Genomic DNA, 18,105 nt, shown 5'->3' with positions numbered 1-18,105 from the left:
GTTCTCCTCGTAATTTAGTGAATATTGAGTTGCTGACGGATATAGTCGGCACAAATCTGAATAGGTAAATCGGCATCCAGGTCAGTGGTCATTAAGGAACCGCGTAACCAGAAACCGTCAATCAGTGCGGCCAGACCCTGCGCGGCGCGTTCAGCCTGCTCGCGGTCCAGCTGTTTGGCAAACTCATGCTTGATATTGGAATGCAGGCGGTAATGGTTAACCTGCTGCAAACGGTGCAAGTCAGGTTGATGCATACTGTTGGCCCAGAATGCCAACCAGGTTTTCATGGCGGCCTTATCGGTCTGTTCAGCCGAGAAATTGGCACGCACAATCGCAATCAGGCGCTGCTCCGGGGTATTTTCTGCGGCGTTTAAACTGGCCGAAATGGCATCGCCCAGCTGTTGTAGCAAATAACGCATGGTCGCTTCAATCAAGCCATGCTTGCCCTGAAAATAATGACTGATGATGCCTGTAGACACACCTGCCCGCTGGGCAATCTGGCTGATAGATGCTTCAGCAAAACCCAGTTCATTAATGGCAGATAAGGTGGCATCAATTAGCTGTTGACGACGAATCGGTTGCATACCAACTTTAGGCATAAGATCGACCTAACTAATAAAAATCATGCACAAGGCAAGGTAACATATAAAAACGTTATTTTAATTGAACGTTCAATTAAAATAAATTATAGTCCCGTCTGCTTCCTGATGTACAGCTCAGTTTGTTTTTCATTTGCAAATGTTTGTAATGAGAACCATGCCTATAGAGTCTGGTTAAGCCAAAACACACTGCGCTGTAGATCCGAATTAAAAAAATATGGTCACAGATTTATGCAAAAGAAAACTGAACAGACGACCGATAGTCTGAACAAAGTTGTCTTTTTTCTTTCGGCAACACTCATCCTGCTGTTTTCGCTGGTTACGATTTTATTTAATGACCAGGCGAATCAGCTCATTACCCAAATCTTGAACTGGGTCAGTCGGACCTTTAGCTGGTATTACCTGCTGGCGGCCACCTTATATCTGGTCTTTGTACTGTTTATTGCCCTGTCCCGTTATGGCGATATCAAATTAGGTCCCAAACATTCCAAGCCGGAATTTAGCCTGCTGAGCTGGTCGGCAATGCTGTTCTCGGCCGGAATCGGGATTGACCTGATGTTCTTCTCGGTGGCCGAACCGCTGTCTCACTATATGAATCCGCCTGTCGGCGAAGGCCAGACTTTTGAGGCTGCGCGCCAGTCGATGGTCTGGACCCTGTTCCACTATGGATTAACTGGCTGGAGCATGTATGCCTTGGTTGGCGTGGCTTTGGGTTATTTCAGTTATCGTTATAACCTGCCGCTAACCATCCGCTCGGCGCTTTATCCGATTTTTGGCAAGCGTGTTAATGGCTGGATTGGACATAGTGTTGATACCGCGGCCGTTTTGGGCACCATTTTTGGTATTGCCACCACCTGCGGGATTGGTGTGGTTCAGCTCAACTACGGCCTGCATGTACTGTTTGATGTGCCAGAAAACCTGCTGATCCAGTCGGCGCTGATTGCCGTTGCAGTCATTATTACTGCAATTTCAGTGGCTTCTGGGGTAAATAAAGGCCTCCGGATTCTGTCTGAAGTCAATATTTATGTGTCAATTGGTCTGCTGCTATTTATTCTGGTGATGGGCAATACCGAGTTTTTACTGGCAGCGTTAATCCAGAACTTTGGTGACTATATTAGCCAGTTCCCGCAACTGTCCTTAACCAGTTTTCCGTTTCAGCAACCGAAAGAATGGATGAACAGCTGGACCCTGTTTTTCTGGGCCTGGTGGATTGCCTGGTCGCCGTTTGTCGGCCTGTTTCTGGCGCGAATTTCCCGTGGCCGGACCATCCGTGAATTTGTGGCCGGTACCTTAATTATTCCCCTGCTGTTTACCCTGACCTGGCTGTCGATTTTTGGAAATAGCGCCCTGCACAGCGTGATTTTTGATGGCAATACCCAGCTGGCCACCACCGTATTGGCCAATCCGGCACATGGTTTCTATGACCTGCTTGCCCAATATCCATGGTTCCCGTTTCTGGCCGGCGTCGCCACCATTACCGGTTTGCTGTTTTATGTGACTTCTGCCGATTCAGGGGCACTGGTGCTGGGGAATTTCACCACCAAATTTAGCAATATTGAACATGATTCGCCGCGCTGGTTAAGTGTCTTCTGGGCGCTGGCGATTGGTTTACTGACCTTGGCGATGCTGATGGCCAATGGTGTGACCGCGCTGCAAAACACCACCATTATTATGGGACTGCCTTTTAGCTTTGTAATTTTCTTTGTGATGGCGGGTTTGTACAAGTCATTAAGACTGGAAGATTTTCGTCAGGCCAGTACCAGCATGAATGCGGCACCTGTAGTCGGTAATGTCGACATCTTTAACTGGAAAAAACGCCTCAGCCGGGTAATGCTGCATGCCAATTTATCGCAAACCCAGCAAATGCTGGAAGAGGTCTGTAAACCGGCAATGCAGGCGGTGGCCACAGAATTCATCAACAAAGGCATTCAGGTCGATCTGGCGGAAAAAGCCCTGGATGATGAACCGGAGCTGTCACATCTGGATTTAACCATTCAGCTGGATGAAGAAGAAAACTTTGTTTACCAGATCTGGCCAATCCGTTATGACACGCCCAACTTCAGTTCACGCGGCAAACGTACCAAGAAATACTATTACCGTCTGGAAACCTATCTGTTTGAAGGCTCGCAAGGCAATGATCTGGTGGGTTATAGCAAGGAACAGGTCATTAACGACATTCTGGATAAATACGAGCGCCATTTGATGTTCTTGCACATCAACCGGATTAGTCCAGGCAAGCGCCCGCTCTTTCCAGACCCGGATCAATAAGGAATCTGTAGGATGTCTGAATCGCTTCACGCCTTTGCACTGTTTTTCTCATTATTAAACCCGTTTTTAATGAGTATTTATATGCTCGGCATTATCCGTAATTCCGAGGCCCGAGTGTTTAATCGCGCCCTGATTCAGGGCAGTTTAATCAGCTTTGTGGTGTTTATTATTTTCGCCAAAACCGGTGAAGCCTTTTTTCATGATGTCCTGCATGTCCGTTTTGAATCTTTCCAGATTTTTGGCGGGATTATTTTTCTGGTGATTGGTTATCGCTATGTGTTTGAAGGCGCCGATACCATTGGGGTGATGCGTGGTGCGCCACATCATTTGGCCGGCACCATTGCCATGCCGTTTATGATTGGCCCGGGAACCATCAGCGCCGCGGTCATTACCGGAATTCAGCTAAGCCTGTGGCAACTGGTGCTGGTGATTTTTGTGACACTGTTTCTGACCTGTAGCCTGCTTATTTTAATGAAATATGCGCATGATCATTTGCAGCATAAACATTCCAATTATATTGATTTGTATGTCGATATTGTCGGGCGTCTGGCCGCCTTGCTGATTGGGACCATTGCCATTGATATGATTGTGACCGGTGTCAGCGGGATTATGCAGAGCTAAAATAACCTGAGTTCGATGAAATCCACTTAGCCTTTTAGCATATTTTGGAAAGTTGGCTTATTGGGGTTCAAACAATAAAGCAGATTTCCAGAATGGAACGATCATTTAGCAATAAAAATATTTGAAGAATCTAAAACCGGATTGATGAAATAAAATGACAATGGTCATTGCTTCAGACAAGCTTAAAGCTGACTTTTTCAACCTGGTTTTTTGGTGGTGTTTCAAAAAGTATGCTGAAAAAACAGGTTGGCTTTTGATCAGATAGTGAGATGCAAATAACACTAGAAATCAAATGTCCAACCTGTCTAAGTGACAGTATAAAGAAAAATGGCCTCAAACTATATGGCAAGCAAAACTATCAATGTGAATAGCCACCAAAATTCTAGACACACATAATCATCTTTTGATGGGCCTTTTCATAATCTAATGGAGAACGCTGACCATTGGAACCATATCTGCGTTTTGAATTGTAGAACATCTCAATATATTCAAAGATATCCGACCTTGCTTCAGTCCTGGTCGCATAGATTTTCTTTTTAATTCGTTCCTGCTTTAATAGCTGGAAGAAGCTTTCTGCAACAGCATTGTCATGGCATGAGCAGTGTACTGCGCAAGTCGACGACTCATACTACTTTCAAGATTATGATGCTTGAGAAATGTCTGCCATTCATGACTGGTGTATTGGCTGCCTTGGTCAGAATGGATTAGGACTTTGTTCTTTGGGTTTCTTCGCCACAAAGCCATCAATAACGCATCTAAAACCAGATCTGCCGTGATTCTGGATTTCATAGACCAGCCAACAACAAGACGTGAAAACAGGTCAATCACAACTGCGAGATATAGCCACCCTTCATAAGTGCGGATATAAGGGTGAGATTCCTTTGGTCTACTCACCCCTATATTCAAACAAATTCAGGCTGGGTCTATACCGCCTTTATTATTGATGTGTTCTCACGAGCAATTGTTGGATGGAAAGTATCTACACGGATGAATACAGATATGGTACTCGATGCACTTGAGCAAGCATTGCACGATCGAGGCATGCCAAAGAATGTGATTCATCATTCCGATAGAGGTGTTCAATATCTTTCTATTCGCTATACCAATCGTTTAGAAGCTGCAAATTTACGAGCATCAGTCGGTACAACTGGTGATTCATACGATAATGCTTTGGCTGAAACGGTGAATGGCTTATACAAAACAGAGGTGATTGAATATTTAAAAGCAGATTGGCAAGGTTTAGCAGATGTACAACTTGCGACACTCAACTGGGTAGATTGGTTCAATAAAAAGCGTGTACACAGTGCACTGGGTTATGTATCGCCTTTTGAGTTTGAAGCAATGTACTATGATAAGATTAACCCGTTAGGTCAGGTGGCCTAACTTAAATAAAAAAGTCTCCGACAAACCCGGTACGGTTCAGATAGGCTTGTGCAACAAAGCCATACAGATGTAAAAGAAACAATACTATAACTTTACACTAGTTCTATCTGCGAACCTTTGATTTATACTAGCCGGATAACATCACCGGCTTTAAATCAGTTTAGCGACTTTATGAACTTAAAGAAAAATAAAAGACAGCTTGTCTGGGGTTTAAATCTGCTTGCATCGATGATGTATGGCAGCTTTGCTCATGCGCAGAGCATCAGCTTTCAGGACGCTGAACGTCAGTTGTTGCAAAATTCTTATAGCAGCCAAGCCTATCAAAGTCTGGAACAGGCTTCAAAACTTGAAGCTGAAGCAGTAAAAGGCGTAGGTCTGCCGCGTGTCGATCTGAATGTTCGTGCGTATGCCTTTCATAATGAACTCGATCTGCCTTTAGGTGCATTAAAAAATAATTTAGAGCAATCTTTAACGGATGGTGTCAATAATAGAATTGATGAACTGAACTTAGGTGATCTGGCTGACCCGCTAAAAAATAGTTTAAGACAACCTATTCAAAATGGGGTGGGCTTAATTCCTGATAGTGCGAATATCGTGCTGGATGATCAGGTGATTCGCCCGACGGTTTCAGTCATGATGCCGCTTTATACCGGTGGGCTGACAAGTAGCGCTAAAGAAATCGCCAATATTCAAGTAGGTCGTAGTCAGCTCAGCAACAAACAGCAGCAAGACACGCAGCGTTTTGAACTGATTCAAAGTTATTTTAATGTACAGCTCCAAAAGCAACTGCATGCAGCTGCGCTGTTTAATCTGAATGCCATGCAGCAGCATTATCGCAATGCCTTAAAGATGGAACAGCAAGGTTTTATCAGTAAAGGCCACCGCATGCAGTTTGAAGTGGCACGCAATAATGCCGAGCGCAGCCAGCAAAATACGCAGGCCAATTTGAATGCTGCCCTGTTCCAGCTGAATAATCTGCTTCAGGAAAGTAGCATCACCGAACTTTCGACGCCTTTATTTGTCAATAAAACCGAGCCACAGGCCTTAAATCATCTGCTGAAAACCTTTAGTCAGAACTCTGCGCTGATTCAAAAAATGCAGCTGGATACTCAATTAGCTCAAGCCAATGTCAAAGCCCAGCAAGCAGCGAAAAAACCGAATGTTTTTGCTTTTGGCGAATATAGTCTGGATCAAAATGAAAACTGGATTGTCGGGATTGCCGCACGCTATAACCTGTTTTCTGGGATCGATAAAAACAAAAATATTCAGGCTGCCGAACTCAAACGCTCTGCCACAGAACTGCTTACTGCACGCACCCAGCAGGAAATTGAAAATCTGATTTATAAATCTTATAGCGAAGCACTCAGTGCACAGCAAAGTGATGCGCTTCTGGCACAAAACTTGAAAGCCGCACAGGAAAATTTACGCATCCAAGAATTGTCTTTTAAAGAAGATACGGGCACCGCCACACAGGTCATCGATGCACAAAATATGCTGAGCGGACTACGAGCTGAAACTGCCTTGAATGCTTACAAATATGTGATGTCACTGGCCACACTATTACAAAGCCATGGCTCGATTGCAGAATTTCCAACCTACATTCAACATGCCAACACCCACTATATTCGCTAATGGAGCCGAACATGAACGAAGATCAAAAACCCAATGATCCTGTGAATGAAGTGGCTTCATCCAGCGATACAGAAAAATCGCCTGCGCAACAGGTAGAAACAAAAACTGAAATAGAAAACAACGCGACGACTTCGACCGAGCAACAACAAGCTCCTGAAATCGCTAAAAAGAAAAAATATTTATTGCTCGCCCTGATTCCAGTTCTGCTGGCAGTCATCGCATTTGGATTATGGAAAAGCTACCAACCGGCTCCGCTTGAATTGCAGGGTCGTGTAGAAGCTGAAACAGTTCAGGTGGCGACCAAAGTGCCAAGCCGTATTGAAGAAATTTATGTAGAAGAAGGTCAGCGAGTCAAAAAAGGCGATGTGCTGGTGCGCTTAAACAGCCCGGAAATTCAGGCCAAAAAACAGCAAGCCGCAGCGGCTTTACAATCTGCGCTGGCCTTACAATCGACTGCTGAACGTGGCTCGCAAGAAGAAAATATCGCGAGCCTGTATGCCAACTGGCAATCGTTGAAAGCACAGCAAAATTTAGCCAAAGTTTCTTATGAGCGTGGTGCAAATTTATTTAAGGAAGGTGTGATTTCACGCCAGCGCCGTGATGAATTGTATGCAGCCAGTCAATCAGCGGCACAAATGACAGAAGCAGCGTATCAGCAATACGCACGTGCCAAACGTGGCAGCACCTCGCAGCAAAAGAGTTCTGCCGATGCACAAGTAGATATTGCCCAGGCTGCGCTGGATGAAGCCAATGCATTAGAGGCAGAAACCCAATTAGTAGCACCTGTAAACGGAACGGTGTCTAAAACCTATGGCAAAGTCTCGGAGCTGGTAGCCACCGCAGTCCCTGTGGTCAGCCTGATTGAAGATCAAATGTGGGTGAGCCTGAATATTCGTGAAGACCAATATGCCCCATTTCAGAAAATGAGCAGTATTGAAGGTTATATTCCCGCCCTAGATAAAACCGCCACTTTTCAAATTAGACAGATCAGTGCTGAAGGTGAATTTGCCACCATTAAGACCACACGTCAAACCGGCGGTTATGATGTGCGCAGTTTTAAGCTGCATCTTGTACCCACACCAGCGATTTCTGAACTGAAAGTTGGGATGAGCGTGTTATTTAAACTGAAAGAGACCCGATAATGTGGACGGGTATATGGCGCGAACTGCGCTATCTGCTCCGCGAAAAATGGGATCTGTGTCTGGTCACGCTCGCACCTGCACTGGTGATTATTTTATTCAGCAGCATGTTTGCTCAAGGGAAACCGGATCATTTACCGATTGCGATTATTGATCAAGATCAGAGTGCGCTGAGTCAAAGCATTTATCAGCATGTGGCCCTGAATCATACTCTTAAAATTGCTACAGTGTCGGAGCAAACAGCTGAAATTGAGCGCCTGTTAAATCAAAATAAAATTTGGGGTTATATCCATATTCCAAGCGGTGCCGAGCAACGTCTGGTTCGTGCTCAGGATGCTGACATCAGTATTGCCTTTAACCAGAGTTATTTCAGTATCGGAAATACCATTTCGTCTGCCATGCTGGTTAGTACCCTGCAAGCACTGGCTGAATTTAGCGGACAGCAATATCTGGGCAACCGACTCCCCTCTCTCGAAGCACCGTCACCGCATATTAAAATATCTCCGCTGTATAATCCGCAGCTGAATTATGAATTCTATCTGGAACCCTATGTCATTCCGGCAATTCTGCATTTACTGCTGTGTTGTTGTGTGGCATTTTCCGTCGGTCAGGAACTGAAGCGGCAGACCTTAACAAGCTGGATTAGCAACTCATCCATCTGGATGGCATTGCTGTCTAAGAACCTGATCTATGTGGCTATTTTTAGTCTATGGACCTGGATCTGGATGTTCTGGCTGATTGAAATTCGCGGCTGGTTTGTTGCCGGCTCGCTCGCTCTGATTCTATCGGCACAATTTCTGCTATATAGCGCTTATGCATTTTTAAGCAGTGCAGTGGTTCTGGCAACCAAAGATTTAAGTAAATCTTTTGGCATCATTGCGGTCTATGGTGGTTCATCTTTAAGTTTTGCCGGTGTGACTTTACCTTTAAATAATGCGCCCCTATTCACCCAGTTCTGGTCCAATATTATTCCGTTTACGCCCTATGCCAAATTACAAACTGAACAATGGGTGATTGGTAGTCCATTGCATATTTCACTGCAAGCTGGATTCATGCTGCTGATCTATGCCCTAGTTTACGCTCTGCTGGCTTATCTGTTTCTTAAAAAAATAGTTAAAGGAGCAGTCCAATGAAATCCCTCTGGTTTTACTATCTGCAAAGCTTTAAGGATATTGTCAGTCACGGCACGATCTTTACCACGCTTATTCTATCCGTCTTGTTTTACAGCTTTTTTTATCCAACCGCTTATCAGGCACAGCAGGCTGAAGCCTTACCGATTATTATTGTCGATGAAGAACAAAGTAACTTAAGCACCCGTATTATTGGTCAAGTGGCACAAAGCCCCAATGTGGAGATTGAGGCGATTACCGGCAATTTTTCCGAGGCCAAACAATGGGTGGAATCACAAAAAGCCGATGGTATTTTACTTCTGCCGGACAATTTATCGCAAAGCTTAAGGCATGGTGAAACAGGTGGCATTGGCCTGTATTTAAGTACAGCCAACTTTTTAGTAACCAAACAAATTGGTCTGGGCTTAGCCACATCAGTTGAGCAAACTTTGGCAGATTATACTGAACGCTTTGGCAAGGTCTCGGATTTTTCACCTGCCCTTTCTGTGCATCAAATTCCTTTATTTAATCCGCTGTCCGGCTATGGCAGCTATGTCTTTCCTGCGGTTGCACCTTTAATTATCCACCAAACCATTCTTTTGGGTTTGAGTATGCTGATTTTGGTATATCGGGAAAGAAAAATAGAATTAAACACAAATGCATTGATTGGGATGTGTTTAGCGGTCTTCACCATTGGTTGTCTGGGATGTTTCTATTTATTCGGCTTTAGCTTCTGGCTATTTGATTATCCGCGCGGTGGCAACCTGCTCGGGATGCTGCTGGCTGTTGCGGTTTTTATCTACACGATAATTGGCATGACCTGCTTATTTGCTAGTTTTCTGGATCTGCCGGAACGTGCGGGGCATGTCATTGTATTCACTTCTATTCCACTGTTCTTTTTATCTGGTGCGGCCTGGCCACATGCTGCCATGCCCACCTGGATGCAAGTCGTTGGCGAAATCCTGCCCTCTACCCAAATTGTGCAGATGTTTATTCAACTCAATCAGATGGGTGTGCCTACAACACTGATCTTGCCTAAATTGCTCTATCTTGGAATGATCGGTAGCTTGTGCTTTTTTTTGGCTTATCGACGTTTAATTTCAAACTGTGGAACTTTCTAGCTTGTATATTATTGAACCTGTAAATAATTTTATGTAATTGCTTTTGATAAATTTAAAGGTGATTGCTTCACTGGTCACCGAATTCAATAATAAATCGGCTCATGGCTAAACGCCAGTCACGAATATAGGAATAGAATCTGGCTATCTATTTGCGTGATACTGGTCTGATTCTTTTTAGTAAGATGTGGCTCAAATGTACCGTCACGATCTCATGGTGCGGTGGTTCTTAATCTCCCCCATGACCGCTATATTAACCAAGGAGGTCAGTTTTACACTGCCGCTAACACGAATTACCCGAATATGTAAGGTAATTCCGATGAGTCAGAACGAAGCTTCTGGCTCATTTACCCAATCCTGAAGACGTTATGAACAACTCTTCACTTTAATTTTGTAGGTAATCCCAGTTCCTTCGGGAGCTGGGATTAATACATTTTAAGCGCGGATTTCATCATCAAAATGGGGCTGTATTGAAACGACAATCGCTGAGCCAAGTGGCTCTGATTTTATAATCAGTCCAGCATTTAAAAATCACTGATTTAATTTAAACACTAAACATCAACGCCAAAGACAACAGCAAGCATAAAAATAACATAGCTGAAACCGCCTGCCAGAATCTAACAGGATTTTTATCCAGCAAGGAAGAATGAACCGGCTTTAAAAAATACCGGTTAGGATGCTTAAGATCATACAGAAATTCCGACAATACCTCATAGCGTTCATTTGGCATCAGGGCTAAGGCCTTATGCAAGGCTCCATCAATCCACATCGGAATATCTGGCCGATATTCTAAAATTGAATGATAACGCACCGTTTTTAGCTGTTTAAGCGTCTGACAACGCGCCAGTTCGGTGCCATAGGGTAACTGTTTGCTGAGTACATAATACAGTACCACTGCCAGTGAAAACTGGTCTGAACGGGTGGAAACCGGCCGCGAGCAAAAATATTCCGGCGCCATAAAGGCCAAGGTGCCCAAAGCCGCGGCATGTTGCGGCTGGAACTCGGAAATCCCCTTGACCAGGGTTGCACCAAAATCAATCAGTTTTAGCTCTAACTGTGCATTCAGCATGATATTTTCAGGGCGAATATCCTGATGCAGCATGTCCAGCCGGTGAAAAGCCTGCAAACCTTTAATGATCTGTTCCGTAATCTGGATGGCGGTTTCAAGCGCAATCGGCTGGCGCTGCTGATGCAGCCAGGTATTTAAGGTCTGGCCAGATAAATATTCATAGGTTTGAAAATAATAAGATTTACTGCGCTGATGCGGATAGGCCGCTAAAACTTGTGGATGCTGAATCCGTTTCGCCACCCACTCTTCCAGCAAAAAACGCTCCAGTGCCTGCGCATCCTGGGTTAAATCCAGTGACGGAATTTTAATGACCAGTTGCTGCTGCCGCGTCTCATCCCAGGCCAGATATAAACGGCTACGATGGTTCTGGTGCAGTACATTTTGAATCCGGTAGCCTTCAAAATGCTGACCTATGCTTAAATCCGGGGCCAGACTTAGCTGGTTGTGACTTGGCTGAAATTGTGACTGGGCCTGCTGTGGCAGCTGCTGTACCTGCACAATTTGCAGGGTTAAATTATCAGGACTGCCCTGCGCATCGGCCAGATGGACCAGCGTTTCTGCTACCTGGTCAAGATCTAAAGTTTCGGGACTGTGAAGTGCCTCGATAATTTGGCTGTCCGACAGATATTCATATACACCATCGGTCATCAACAGGAAAATATCATCCTGTGCCAACGGCAGACTTAAATAATCCATCTCTACTTTCTGCGCCACGCCCAAAGCCCGGCTTAAATAGCTTTCCCGGGAAGATAACCAGACCCGATGGTCAACACTGAGCTGTTCCAGCTGTTGCTCACGCAAGCGGTAAATACGCGCATCACCAATATGAAACAGATGTACAGTTTCATGTTTGAATACCAGCGCGCTAAAAGTGCAGACATAGCCGCGGTCTTTATCGACACGGCCCTGACTTTGCTGGGTCTGAGCATAGAGCCAGGAATTGGTGGCACGAATCACCCGGTCGACCGAAGTTTTAACACTCCAGGAATCGGGCGTCGAAAAGTAATCGGCCAGAAAACTGGACACTGCGGTTTCACTGGCGATATGACTGACATTGCTACTGCTGATACCATCGGCAATGGCGCAGGCAATGCCCTTTTGCTGTGCCAGATAGCCCTCCGGAACGGCCGCGCCATGAAAATCCTGATTGCTCTCTTTGCGGCCGGCAGCACTATATTGCCCAAGCCGAATTTGAAGTGAAGTCTGGTGTGAAGATGGCAAAGTGGACATGCGCTGATCTCAACTGGCTGGAATCTTCCCTGATTCCTGAATTCATCCTGTGTGCTTAAAACTTAGAACTCACGTTTTGGTGCAGTGCGAACATACGTGGTATAAAGCGCAAGACCAGTTAAAGCCAAACCACCTACCAGGTTCCCCAGCGCTACCGGTAACTCATTCCAGATAAAGTAGTCCATCACCGAGAAATCGCCGCCCATCATCATCGCAAACGGGAACAGGAACATATTCACCACCGAATGTTCAAAGCCCATGGCAAAGAACAGCATGATCGGCATCCACATCGCAATAAACTTGCCGCTAACGGTGGTCGACATCATCGCACCAATCACGCCAAGCGACACCATCCAGTTACAGAGCATGCCGCGAATAAAAATCGTGATCCAGCCAGCTACGCCATATTCTTTGTAGCCTAGCGTCCGGTCTTCACCAATATGTGCAATCGCCAGACCGACCTTGTTCGGTTCGGTCGAAAAGCCGTAGGTATAGACCGCGGCCATCATCACCGCCACAATCAGGGCGCCAGTGAAGTTACCGACAAAGACCACGCCCCAGTTTTTCAGGATTCTGGCCCAGGTCACGCCCGGACGTTTATCCAGCCAGGCCAATGGTGTCAGGACAAATACCCCGGTCAGCAGGTCATAGCCCAGCAGATACAGCATACAAAAGCCCACTGGGAATAATAATGCACCAATTAAAGGCACGCCGGTTTGCACTGCAATGGTGACCGCAAAAACTGCTGCCAGCGCCAGAATAGCCCCGGCCATGGTGGCGCGGATCAGCACATCACGGTTTGCCATATGTAATTTCGATTCACCGGCATCCACAACTTTGGTTGCAAATTCGGAAGGTGCAAGATAAGCCATTGCGAGTACCCCTCAACGATTAAAATTTAGCAGTGAGATGATTTGCAAATAAAAAGCGCCCAAGACGACTTTCACGTCTTAGGCGCCTTTGCCTGAATCATCCAACATGTTTTAAAAAATTTATGGCGTCGTTGCCATCAGTTCAGTGGAGATACAGCAAGGAACGTACCAACTTTGGGTGAAAGATGAATTTACGCCATAGGCAGATTCAAGATCTGAGCTGATTTTAAGCTGGCATACATTGTGCTTTTCCCTTGTCAGTGTTTTAGCCATAAGCAGTTGAGGAAATAGATATGATTAGCCACCGCCAACAAGTGACAGACATGATTTTATCTGCCAAGGTGCTGAACAATATTCAGTGGTCCAGCGTGGCGCAGGAAATTGGGTTATCCAAAGAATGGGTAACGGCAGCCTGTTTGGGGCAAATGGCATTGAACAAGGAACAGGCCGAAAAAATTGGTCAGATATTTAACCTGAGTGATGAAGCCGTGGCCTGGCTGCAAATTGTGCCGTATAAAGGCTCCCTGCCGACCAGCGTTCCGACCGATCCTTTAATTTACCGCTGGTATGAAGTGGTGAATGTCTATGGTTCTACCATTAAAGAGCTGATTCATGAAGAATTTGGCGACGGGATTATGAGCGCGATTGATTTTAGTATGGATATTCAACGTGAAAGCCATGAAAATGGCGACCGGGTAAATGTGATGCTATCCGGGAAATTTTTGCCCTATAAATCCTATTAAGATGAGTTTGTGTTGAGCTTAAAACTCTAAGCAATCACAAAAAATCTGCGCTTACCTTATTCATAAAGATGATCAAGTAAAGATCAAAACCACATTCATTCACCCATAAAAATAGGCCTAATCTTCCCGGACAAAAACGATTGCTGTTTTATCCGGTCAGATTAAGCCTATGTTTTTAGCAAGCTGTACTATTCCGAGGTAAAGCGTCCATAGCGGTCGCGTTTACGCGTGCCCGAAGATGAGCTACGACCACGGCGATCGTCATCATCATCGTCGTCATCGCGGTTGCGACCACGGCGATTGTCATCGTTTATATGACTTCTGGCGCCGGCACGGCGTGCTTCTTCTGACGTAAACTCATGCGCATTGCCGCTGGCATGGGCTGCGCGCCCACCACCACCACTGGCAATTTCTCTTTGTTCATCTGGATTCATACTCGCAAATCCACGATTTGAAGTACCCTCATTACGTGTATTGGCCATGATTCACCCTTCCTGTTATTTATTTTGATTGTCTATGTTGCGACTCTTTTAAGATAAGAGTGAAAATTAAAATAAACAGCTAGGCTTTGTTTCAGATCATTGGAATGTAGCAGGTCTTTTTTATTTTAAAAAATTAACAGGCTGTATTTAAAATAGTAAAATTTTATTCCTTTAAATATCTTTTTAAATTTTTTACTATTTTTATATTTCAGCTGTTTTTATTTACAAAATGAAATAATAGACGCGTTAAGATGAGGTGGTTTATTTTCTTAATAATAAAAAATATTTAAATAGAGTCCATAATTTTTAAATATATTCTTTAGTCCCGTGATTTCACTTTCATTGTCTTATGAATTGCGGCTTAAATATAAAAAAAGCCAGTCAGTGAGCGCTGACTGGCGAAAAGGAAGACACAGATAAGTAGCTGAATGTCCGATTTAGTCGACCTGGGTAAAGCGATTTAAAACAGCAATCGACAGCAGCAATAAAGCCACCAGCGCAAAGACGGTGCTCAGGCCAATGGCTTCACTTAGGAAACCGACCAGCGCCGGGCCACTTAATGAACCGCTATAGGCAATGGTCGATACCAGCGATAAAGCAGCTGCTTTAGGCATAATATTCTGACGTCCGACACGGGAGAACATCACTGGTACAATATTGGAACAGCCAAAACCGAGTAAGGCATAACCCAGCAGGACCACCGCCCAGTGCGGCGCCATCACAATAATGCCTAGACCCAAGGCCGCACACAGCGCGCTATAGGTGATGATGTTTTTCTCGCCCCACATTCTCAGTAAGCGACGTCCCGAAAAACGGCCGATGGTCATGGTAATCGCAAAGAAGGTATAGGCCAGACCGGCAAAAGAAGCCTCCATCCCAAAGTTGCTGACCAGATAAATCCCACTCCAGTCCATTGCTGAGCCTTCCGATAAAAAGGCAATAAAACAGACCAGACCAATTAACAGGATCATCGGGCTTGGGCGAAATTTCTGCTTCGCTGGTGGTGCATCTTCTTCTGTAGTTGGGTCCGATTTCTTCTCAACTTCAGACATGCTGTTGGGAACGGCCAGAATGGCAATAAAGGCCAGCACCGCGCTCATGATTAAAGCGCTCATTAGCGGTGAAACACCCAATGACAGCAGCACAGTCACAGTCAGCACACCAAGTAAACCACCCAGACTGCACATACCATGGAAGCTGGACATCATATTTTTCAGGCTGTTCTTTTCAACAATCACCGCCTGTAAATTAATGGCCACACCAAATGCACCCACCGCAGTACCAAAGATAAATAGCACAATTGCCATGCTTAAGGCAGTACCAAATACCGTCAGTAATGGCAGAATGATCATCGCTGCTACCAGCGCGATTCCGATTAAAATACGGCAGCCAATACGCTGGATTAACAGACCGGCCGCCGGCATGGCCAGCATCGATCCAATCCCCATACAGAGTAGCAACAGACCAAAGTCTGCATGGTTTAAAGAAAGACGTTGTTGTGCAAATGGAATGAGCGGTGCCCAAGATGCCGTACTTAAACCCAGGCCAAAAAAGCTGAGTTTCGTTGCCAGACCTTGTGCATTGAGCTGGGCAGATGCATCGACGACTGTGGTTTTGGAAAACAACATGTATGTGCCACCTTCTAAAAACAGGGCATCCCATTCCAAAAAATTGTCCATAGAAAAACCCCTGCACACTTATAGGAAAATCCATAAACTTGCAGGGGCTTTTGTTGGCGGAATTATACATAATTCACAGCACTGTACAGCCCTTTTTTGTCTATTTTACAAACAATTTTGTAATGACAAAAAGTGCTTCATTTTTCTCGCTTTTTTGAAAAATCTCAGCTGCAATATTTTCATATAATCATTTAAAAACAAATATTTAATTCACTTATTGTTTTATTCAATCAATTTGATGAGTTTTAGTGATTGCTTAATAATCGGCTTACATACAGATACACAGCGCTGCCCCTTTCTGTTTTGATTATTCCGACCACTCAACCATCTAGCTGATGCAGGATTAAGCGTTTAAACCAATAAGTAACTAGAGCTCCTTTGTAGTTTATAGTTTTTATTTAAAAATAATAAAATGAGATTTATAAATATATTAGTTTTGATTATCTCAACTCATCTATTTCAATATAAAAATAGCTTTAATTAATTAAATTTAGCCTCAATAGTCTAGATATTTCATAATGTGTAATATATATCTTCATGTAGTAAATTGTTATACTCTATGGCGGAGTTGTTTCGATTTTAAATAAAGCTATTTTTATCTCTTTAAGGCGTTTAAATTAAATAAAGATATTTATTTCATCTAAATTGGAGTAATAAAAATGGCTGATATTAATTTAAATGACATTCAGAAACATAGCGAAGTTATTGCCTCCTGTGGCACCCATATTGGTACGGTCGATCATCTGGAAGGCAGCGACAAAATCAAACTAACCAAGCAGGATTCTGGCGATGGGATGCACCATTACATTCCGACCTCTTGGGTGGAAGAAATTCGTGGCAACCAGATTATCCTGAACAAGAATTCTGAAGAAGTCACCCGTCAGTGGGAAGCGGTATAACTTCTAAAAAGCACGATCTGCCCAGACTCGTGCTTTTTTATCGCTAACGATTTCATCTGATTGAGCAAAACAATAAATCGACCCTAAAATTTGGAGAACTCCATGAATCATTATCCTGACAGCCCATCTCCGCAAGAGAAACAGGAGCATCAGCCCGGTGTGCAATATAAAATGACGCCCGAACCTGAAATTATTAAAAGCAATTATCAGGGCAGTCAAAAACTCAAAGACAAGGTGGCCTTAATTACCGGCGGTGACAGCGGCATCGGCCGATCTGTGGCGGTGCTGTTTGCCCGCGAAGGTGCCAATATTATTATTCCCTATTTAGAAGAAGATCAGGATGCGCAAGACACCAAGCGTCTGGTCGAGCAGGAAGGCTGTCAATGTCTGCTGATTCAATGTGACCTGCGCCAGCATGCGGCAGTACAGCAGATGGTCGATCTGGCTTTGCAGCAATTTCCGCATATTAATATTCTGGTCAATAATGCCGCCGTACAATATCCACAAAAAACCATTGAGGATATTAATCCCGAACAGCTGCATAAAACCTTTGAAACCAACCTCTACCCGCTGTTTTATGTGACCCAGTTACTCATTCCTCAAATGCAGCCCGGTGACAGTATTATCAATACCACCAGTATCACCAGCTATCAGGGCCATAATGAGCTCATTGATTATGCCAGTACCAAAGGGGCTATTACTGCCTTTACCCGTAGCCTGTCGACCAACCTGCTAAAAAATAAAACCGGGATTCGGGTGAATGGTGTCGCACCCGGCCCAATCTGGACGCCGTTAATTCCAAGCAGTTTTGATGAAGAACAGCTAAAAGGTTTTGGTGAAGATACCCCCATGGGCCGTATGGGTCAGCCAAGTGAAGTTGCGCCAGCTTATCTGTTTTTAGCCTCCGATGAAGCCAGCTATATTTCCGGTCAGGTGATTCACGTCAATGGTGGCACCATTGTCAATGGTTAAACCGGCATTTAAAGGCGTACGAACAATGTAGATAAAATTTTGAGTTTTATTGAAACATGCAGATCTATACAGGAGTGAAACTGATGTCTAGAGGTGATAAGTCGGCCTATACCGACAAGCAGAAACGTCAGGCCCGCCATATTATTGAATCGGAAAAAGAGCGAGGCCATTCCGAAGAAGAAGCAGAACGCATTGGCTGGTCTACCGTCAACAAACAGGATGGCGGCGGTAAAAAGAAATCCCACTAAATGCCCTTCTGTTCTGCTAGAACCCTTTTAAACTTTCATAAA

14 protein-coding genes and 5 pseudogenes are annotated in these 18,105 nt (G+C 44.6%); 12 read left to right on the top strand and 7 right to left on the bottom strand.

Features of this window, described 5'->3' with window-relative positions; translation table 11 throughout:
* Positions 1-14 precede the first annotated feature (14 nt).
* Positions 15-599: a transcriptional regulator BetI gene (gene betI / locus VF685_RS00840; RefSeq protein ID WP_163170098.1), complete on the bottom strand. Its 585-nt coding sequence runs from the start codon at positions 597-599 to the stop codon at positions 15-17.
* 231 nt (positions 600-830) lie between these two features.
* On the opposite strand from betI, the gene VF685_RS00835 reads away from it, so the two are divergent.
* Both VF685_RS00835 and VF685_RS00830 read left to right on the top strand, forming a co-directional pair.
* Entirely contained in the window at positions 831-2,867 is a 2,037-nt protein-coding gene (locus VF685_RS00835; RefSeq protein ID WP_005177908.1) for a choline transporter, read from the top strand.
* A gap of 12 nt (positions 2,868-2,879) precedes the next feature.
* Positions 2,880-3,488: a MarC family protein gene (locus VF685_RS00830; RefSeq protein ID WP_005177911.1), complete on the top strand. Its 609-nt coding sequence runs from the start codon at positions 2,880-2,882 to the stop codon at positions 3,486-3,488.
* 108 nt (positions 3,489-3,596) lie between these two features.
* Here the strand turns inward: VF685_RS00830 and VF685_RS00825 are convergent.
* A pseudogene (locus tag VF685_RS00825) lies at positions 3,597-3,704 on the bottom strand (IS982 family transposase); the annotation flags it as partial.
* 53 nt (positions 3,705-3,757) lie between these two features.
* On the opposite strand from VF685_RS00825, the pseudogene VF685_RS00820 reads away from it, so the two are divergent.
* A pseudogene (locus tag VF685_RS00820) lies at positions 3,758-3,856 on the top strand (transposase-like zinc-binding domain-containing protein); the annotation flags it as partial.
* 14 nt (positions 3,857-3,870) lie between these two features.
* Here the strand turns inward: VF685_RS00820 and VF685_RS00815 are convergent.
* Positions 3,871-4,355: pseudogene (locus tag VF685_RS00815) on the bottom strand (IS3 family transposase); the annotation flags it as partial.
* Between the two features lie 27 nt (positions 4,356-4,382).
* On the opposite strand from VF685_RS00815, the pseudogene VF685_RS00810 reads away from it, so the two are divergent.
* The 5 genes and pseudogenes from VF685_RS00810 to VF685_RS00790 form a co-directional block, all read left to right on the top strand.
* Positions 4,383-4,871 (top strand): annotated as a pseudogene (locus VF685_RS00810) (IS3 family transposase); the annotation flags it as partial.
* Between the two features lie 171 nt (positions 4,872-5,042).
* Positions 5,043-6,503, top strand: a complete 1,461-nt coding sequence (locus tag VF685_RS00805) for a TolC family protein (protein ID WP_168383090.1) — start codon at positions 5,043-5,045, stop codon at positions 6,501-6,503.
* A gap of 11 nt (positions 6,504-6,514) precedes the next feature.
* Complete coding sequence (locus VF685_RS00800; RefSeq protein ID WP_179990111.1) at positions 6,515-7,645, top strand: HlyD family secretion protein; 1,131 nt, start codon at positions 6,515-6,517, stop codon at positions 7,643-7,645.
* Positions 7,645-8,775, top strand: coding sequence for an ABC transporter permease (locus VF685_RS00795; RefSeq protein ID WP_163170104.1), 1,131 nt, complete (start codon positions 7,645-7,647; stop codon positions 8,773-8,775). Before VF685_RS00800 ends, VF685_RS00795 begins: the two co-directional genes overlap by 1 nt.
* Entirely contained in the window at positions 8,772-9,872 is a 1,101-nt protein-coding gene (locus tag VF685_RS00790) for an ABC transporter permease (RefSeq protein WP_163170105.1), read from the top strand. The genes VF685_RS00795 and VF685_RS00790 overlap by 4 nt, the downstream gene beginning before the upstream one ends.
* Positions 9,873-10,413: 541 nt before the next feature.
* Here the strand turns inward: VF685_RS00790 and VF685_RS00785 are convergent.
* Entirely contained in the window at positions 10,414-12,168 is a 1,755-nt protein-coding gene (locus VF685_RS00785) for a bifunctional protein-serine/threonine kinase/phosphatase (RefSeq protein ID WP_163170106.1), read from the bottom strand.
* A gap of 62 nt (positions 12,169-12,230) precedes the next feature.
* Complete coding sequence (locus VF685_RS00780; RefSeq protein ID WP_163170107.1) at positions 12,231-13,040, bottom strand: formate/nitrite transporter family protein; 810 nt, start codon at positions 13,038-13,040, stop codon at positions 12,231-12,233.
* 293 nt (positions 13,041-13,333) lie between these two features.
* Here VF685_RS00780 and cynS point away from each other — a divergent pair, with 293 nt between their 5' ends.
* Positions 13,334-13,783, top strand: coding sequence for a cyanase (gene cynS, locus VF685_RS00775; protein WP_127801684.1), 450 nt, complete (start codon positions 13,334-13,336; stop codon positions 13,781-13,783).
* Between the two features lie 209 nt (positions 13,784-13,992).
* On the opposite strand, the pseudogene VF685_RS00770 reads toward cynS, so the two are convergent.
* Both VF685_RS00770 and VF685_RS00765 read right to left on the bottom strand, forming a co-directional pair.
* Positions 13,993-14,265 (bottom strand): annotated as a pseudogene (locus VF685_RS00770) (KGG domain-containing protein); the annotation flags it as partial.
* A 437-nt stretch (positions 14,266-14,702) separates the two neighbouring features.
* A complete protein-coding gene (locus VF685_RS00765; RefSeq protein WP_127799977.1) occupies positions 14,703-15,944 on the bottom strand; it encodes an MFS transporter in 1,242 nt (413 codons plus the stop codon).
* Between the two features lie 659 nt (positions 15,945-16,603).
* Between VF685_RS00765 and VF685_RS00760 the strand changes: the two genes are divergently transcribed.
* The 3 genes from VF685_RS00760 (at position 16,604) to VF685_RS00750 (ending at position 18,063) form a co-directional block, all read left to right on the top strand.
* Positions 16,604-16,843: a DUF2171 domain-containing protein gene (locus VF685_RS00760; protein WP_177155652.1), complete on the top strand. Its 240-nt coding sequence runs from the start codon at positions 16,604-16,606 to the stop codon at positions 16,841-16,843.
* A 90-nt stretch (positions 16,844-16,933) separates the two neighbouring features.
* Positions 16,934-17,815: an SDR family oxidoreductase gene (locus VF685_RS00755; RefSeq protein WP_228288726.1), complete on the top strand. Its 882-nt coding sequence runs from the start codon at positions 16,934-16,936 to the stop codon at positions 17,813-17,815.
* An 83-nt stretch (positions 17,816-17,898) separates the two neighbouring features.
* Positions 17,899-18,063, top strand: coding sequence for a hypothetical protein (locus VF685_RS00750; RefSeq protein ID WP_016658124.1), 165 nt, complete (start codon positions 17,899-17,901; stop codon positions 18,061-18,063).
* Positions 18,064-18,105: the final 42 nt, after the last annotated feature.

It is taken from the genome of Acinetobacter sp. Brlt_5, assembly GCF_051949055.1.
Lineage (GTDB): Bacteria > Pseudomonadota > Gammaproteobacteria > Pseudomonadales > Moraxellaceae > Acinetobacter > Acinetobacter indicus.
This window is presented reverse-complemented; position numbering and strand designations above follow the sequence as displayed.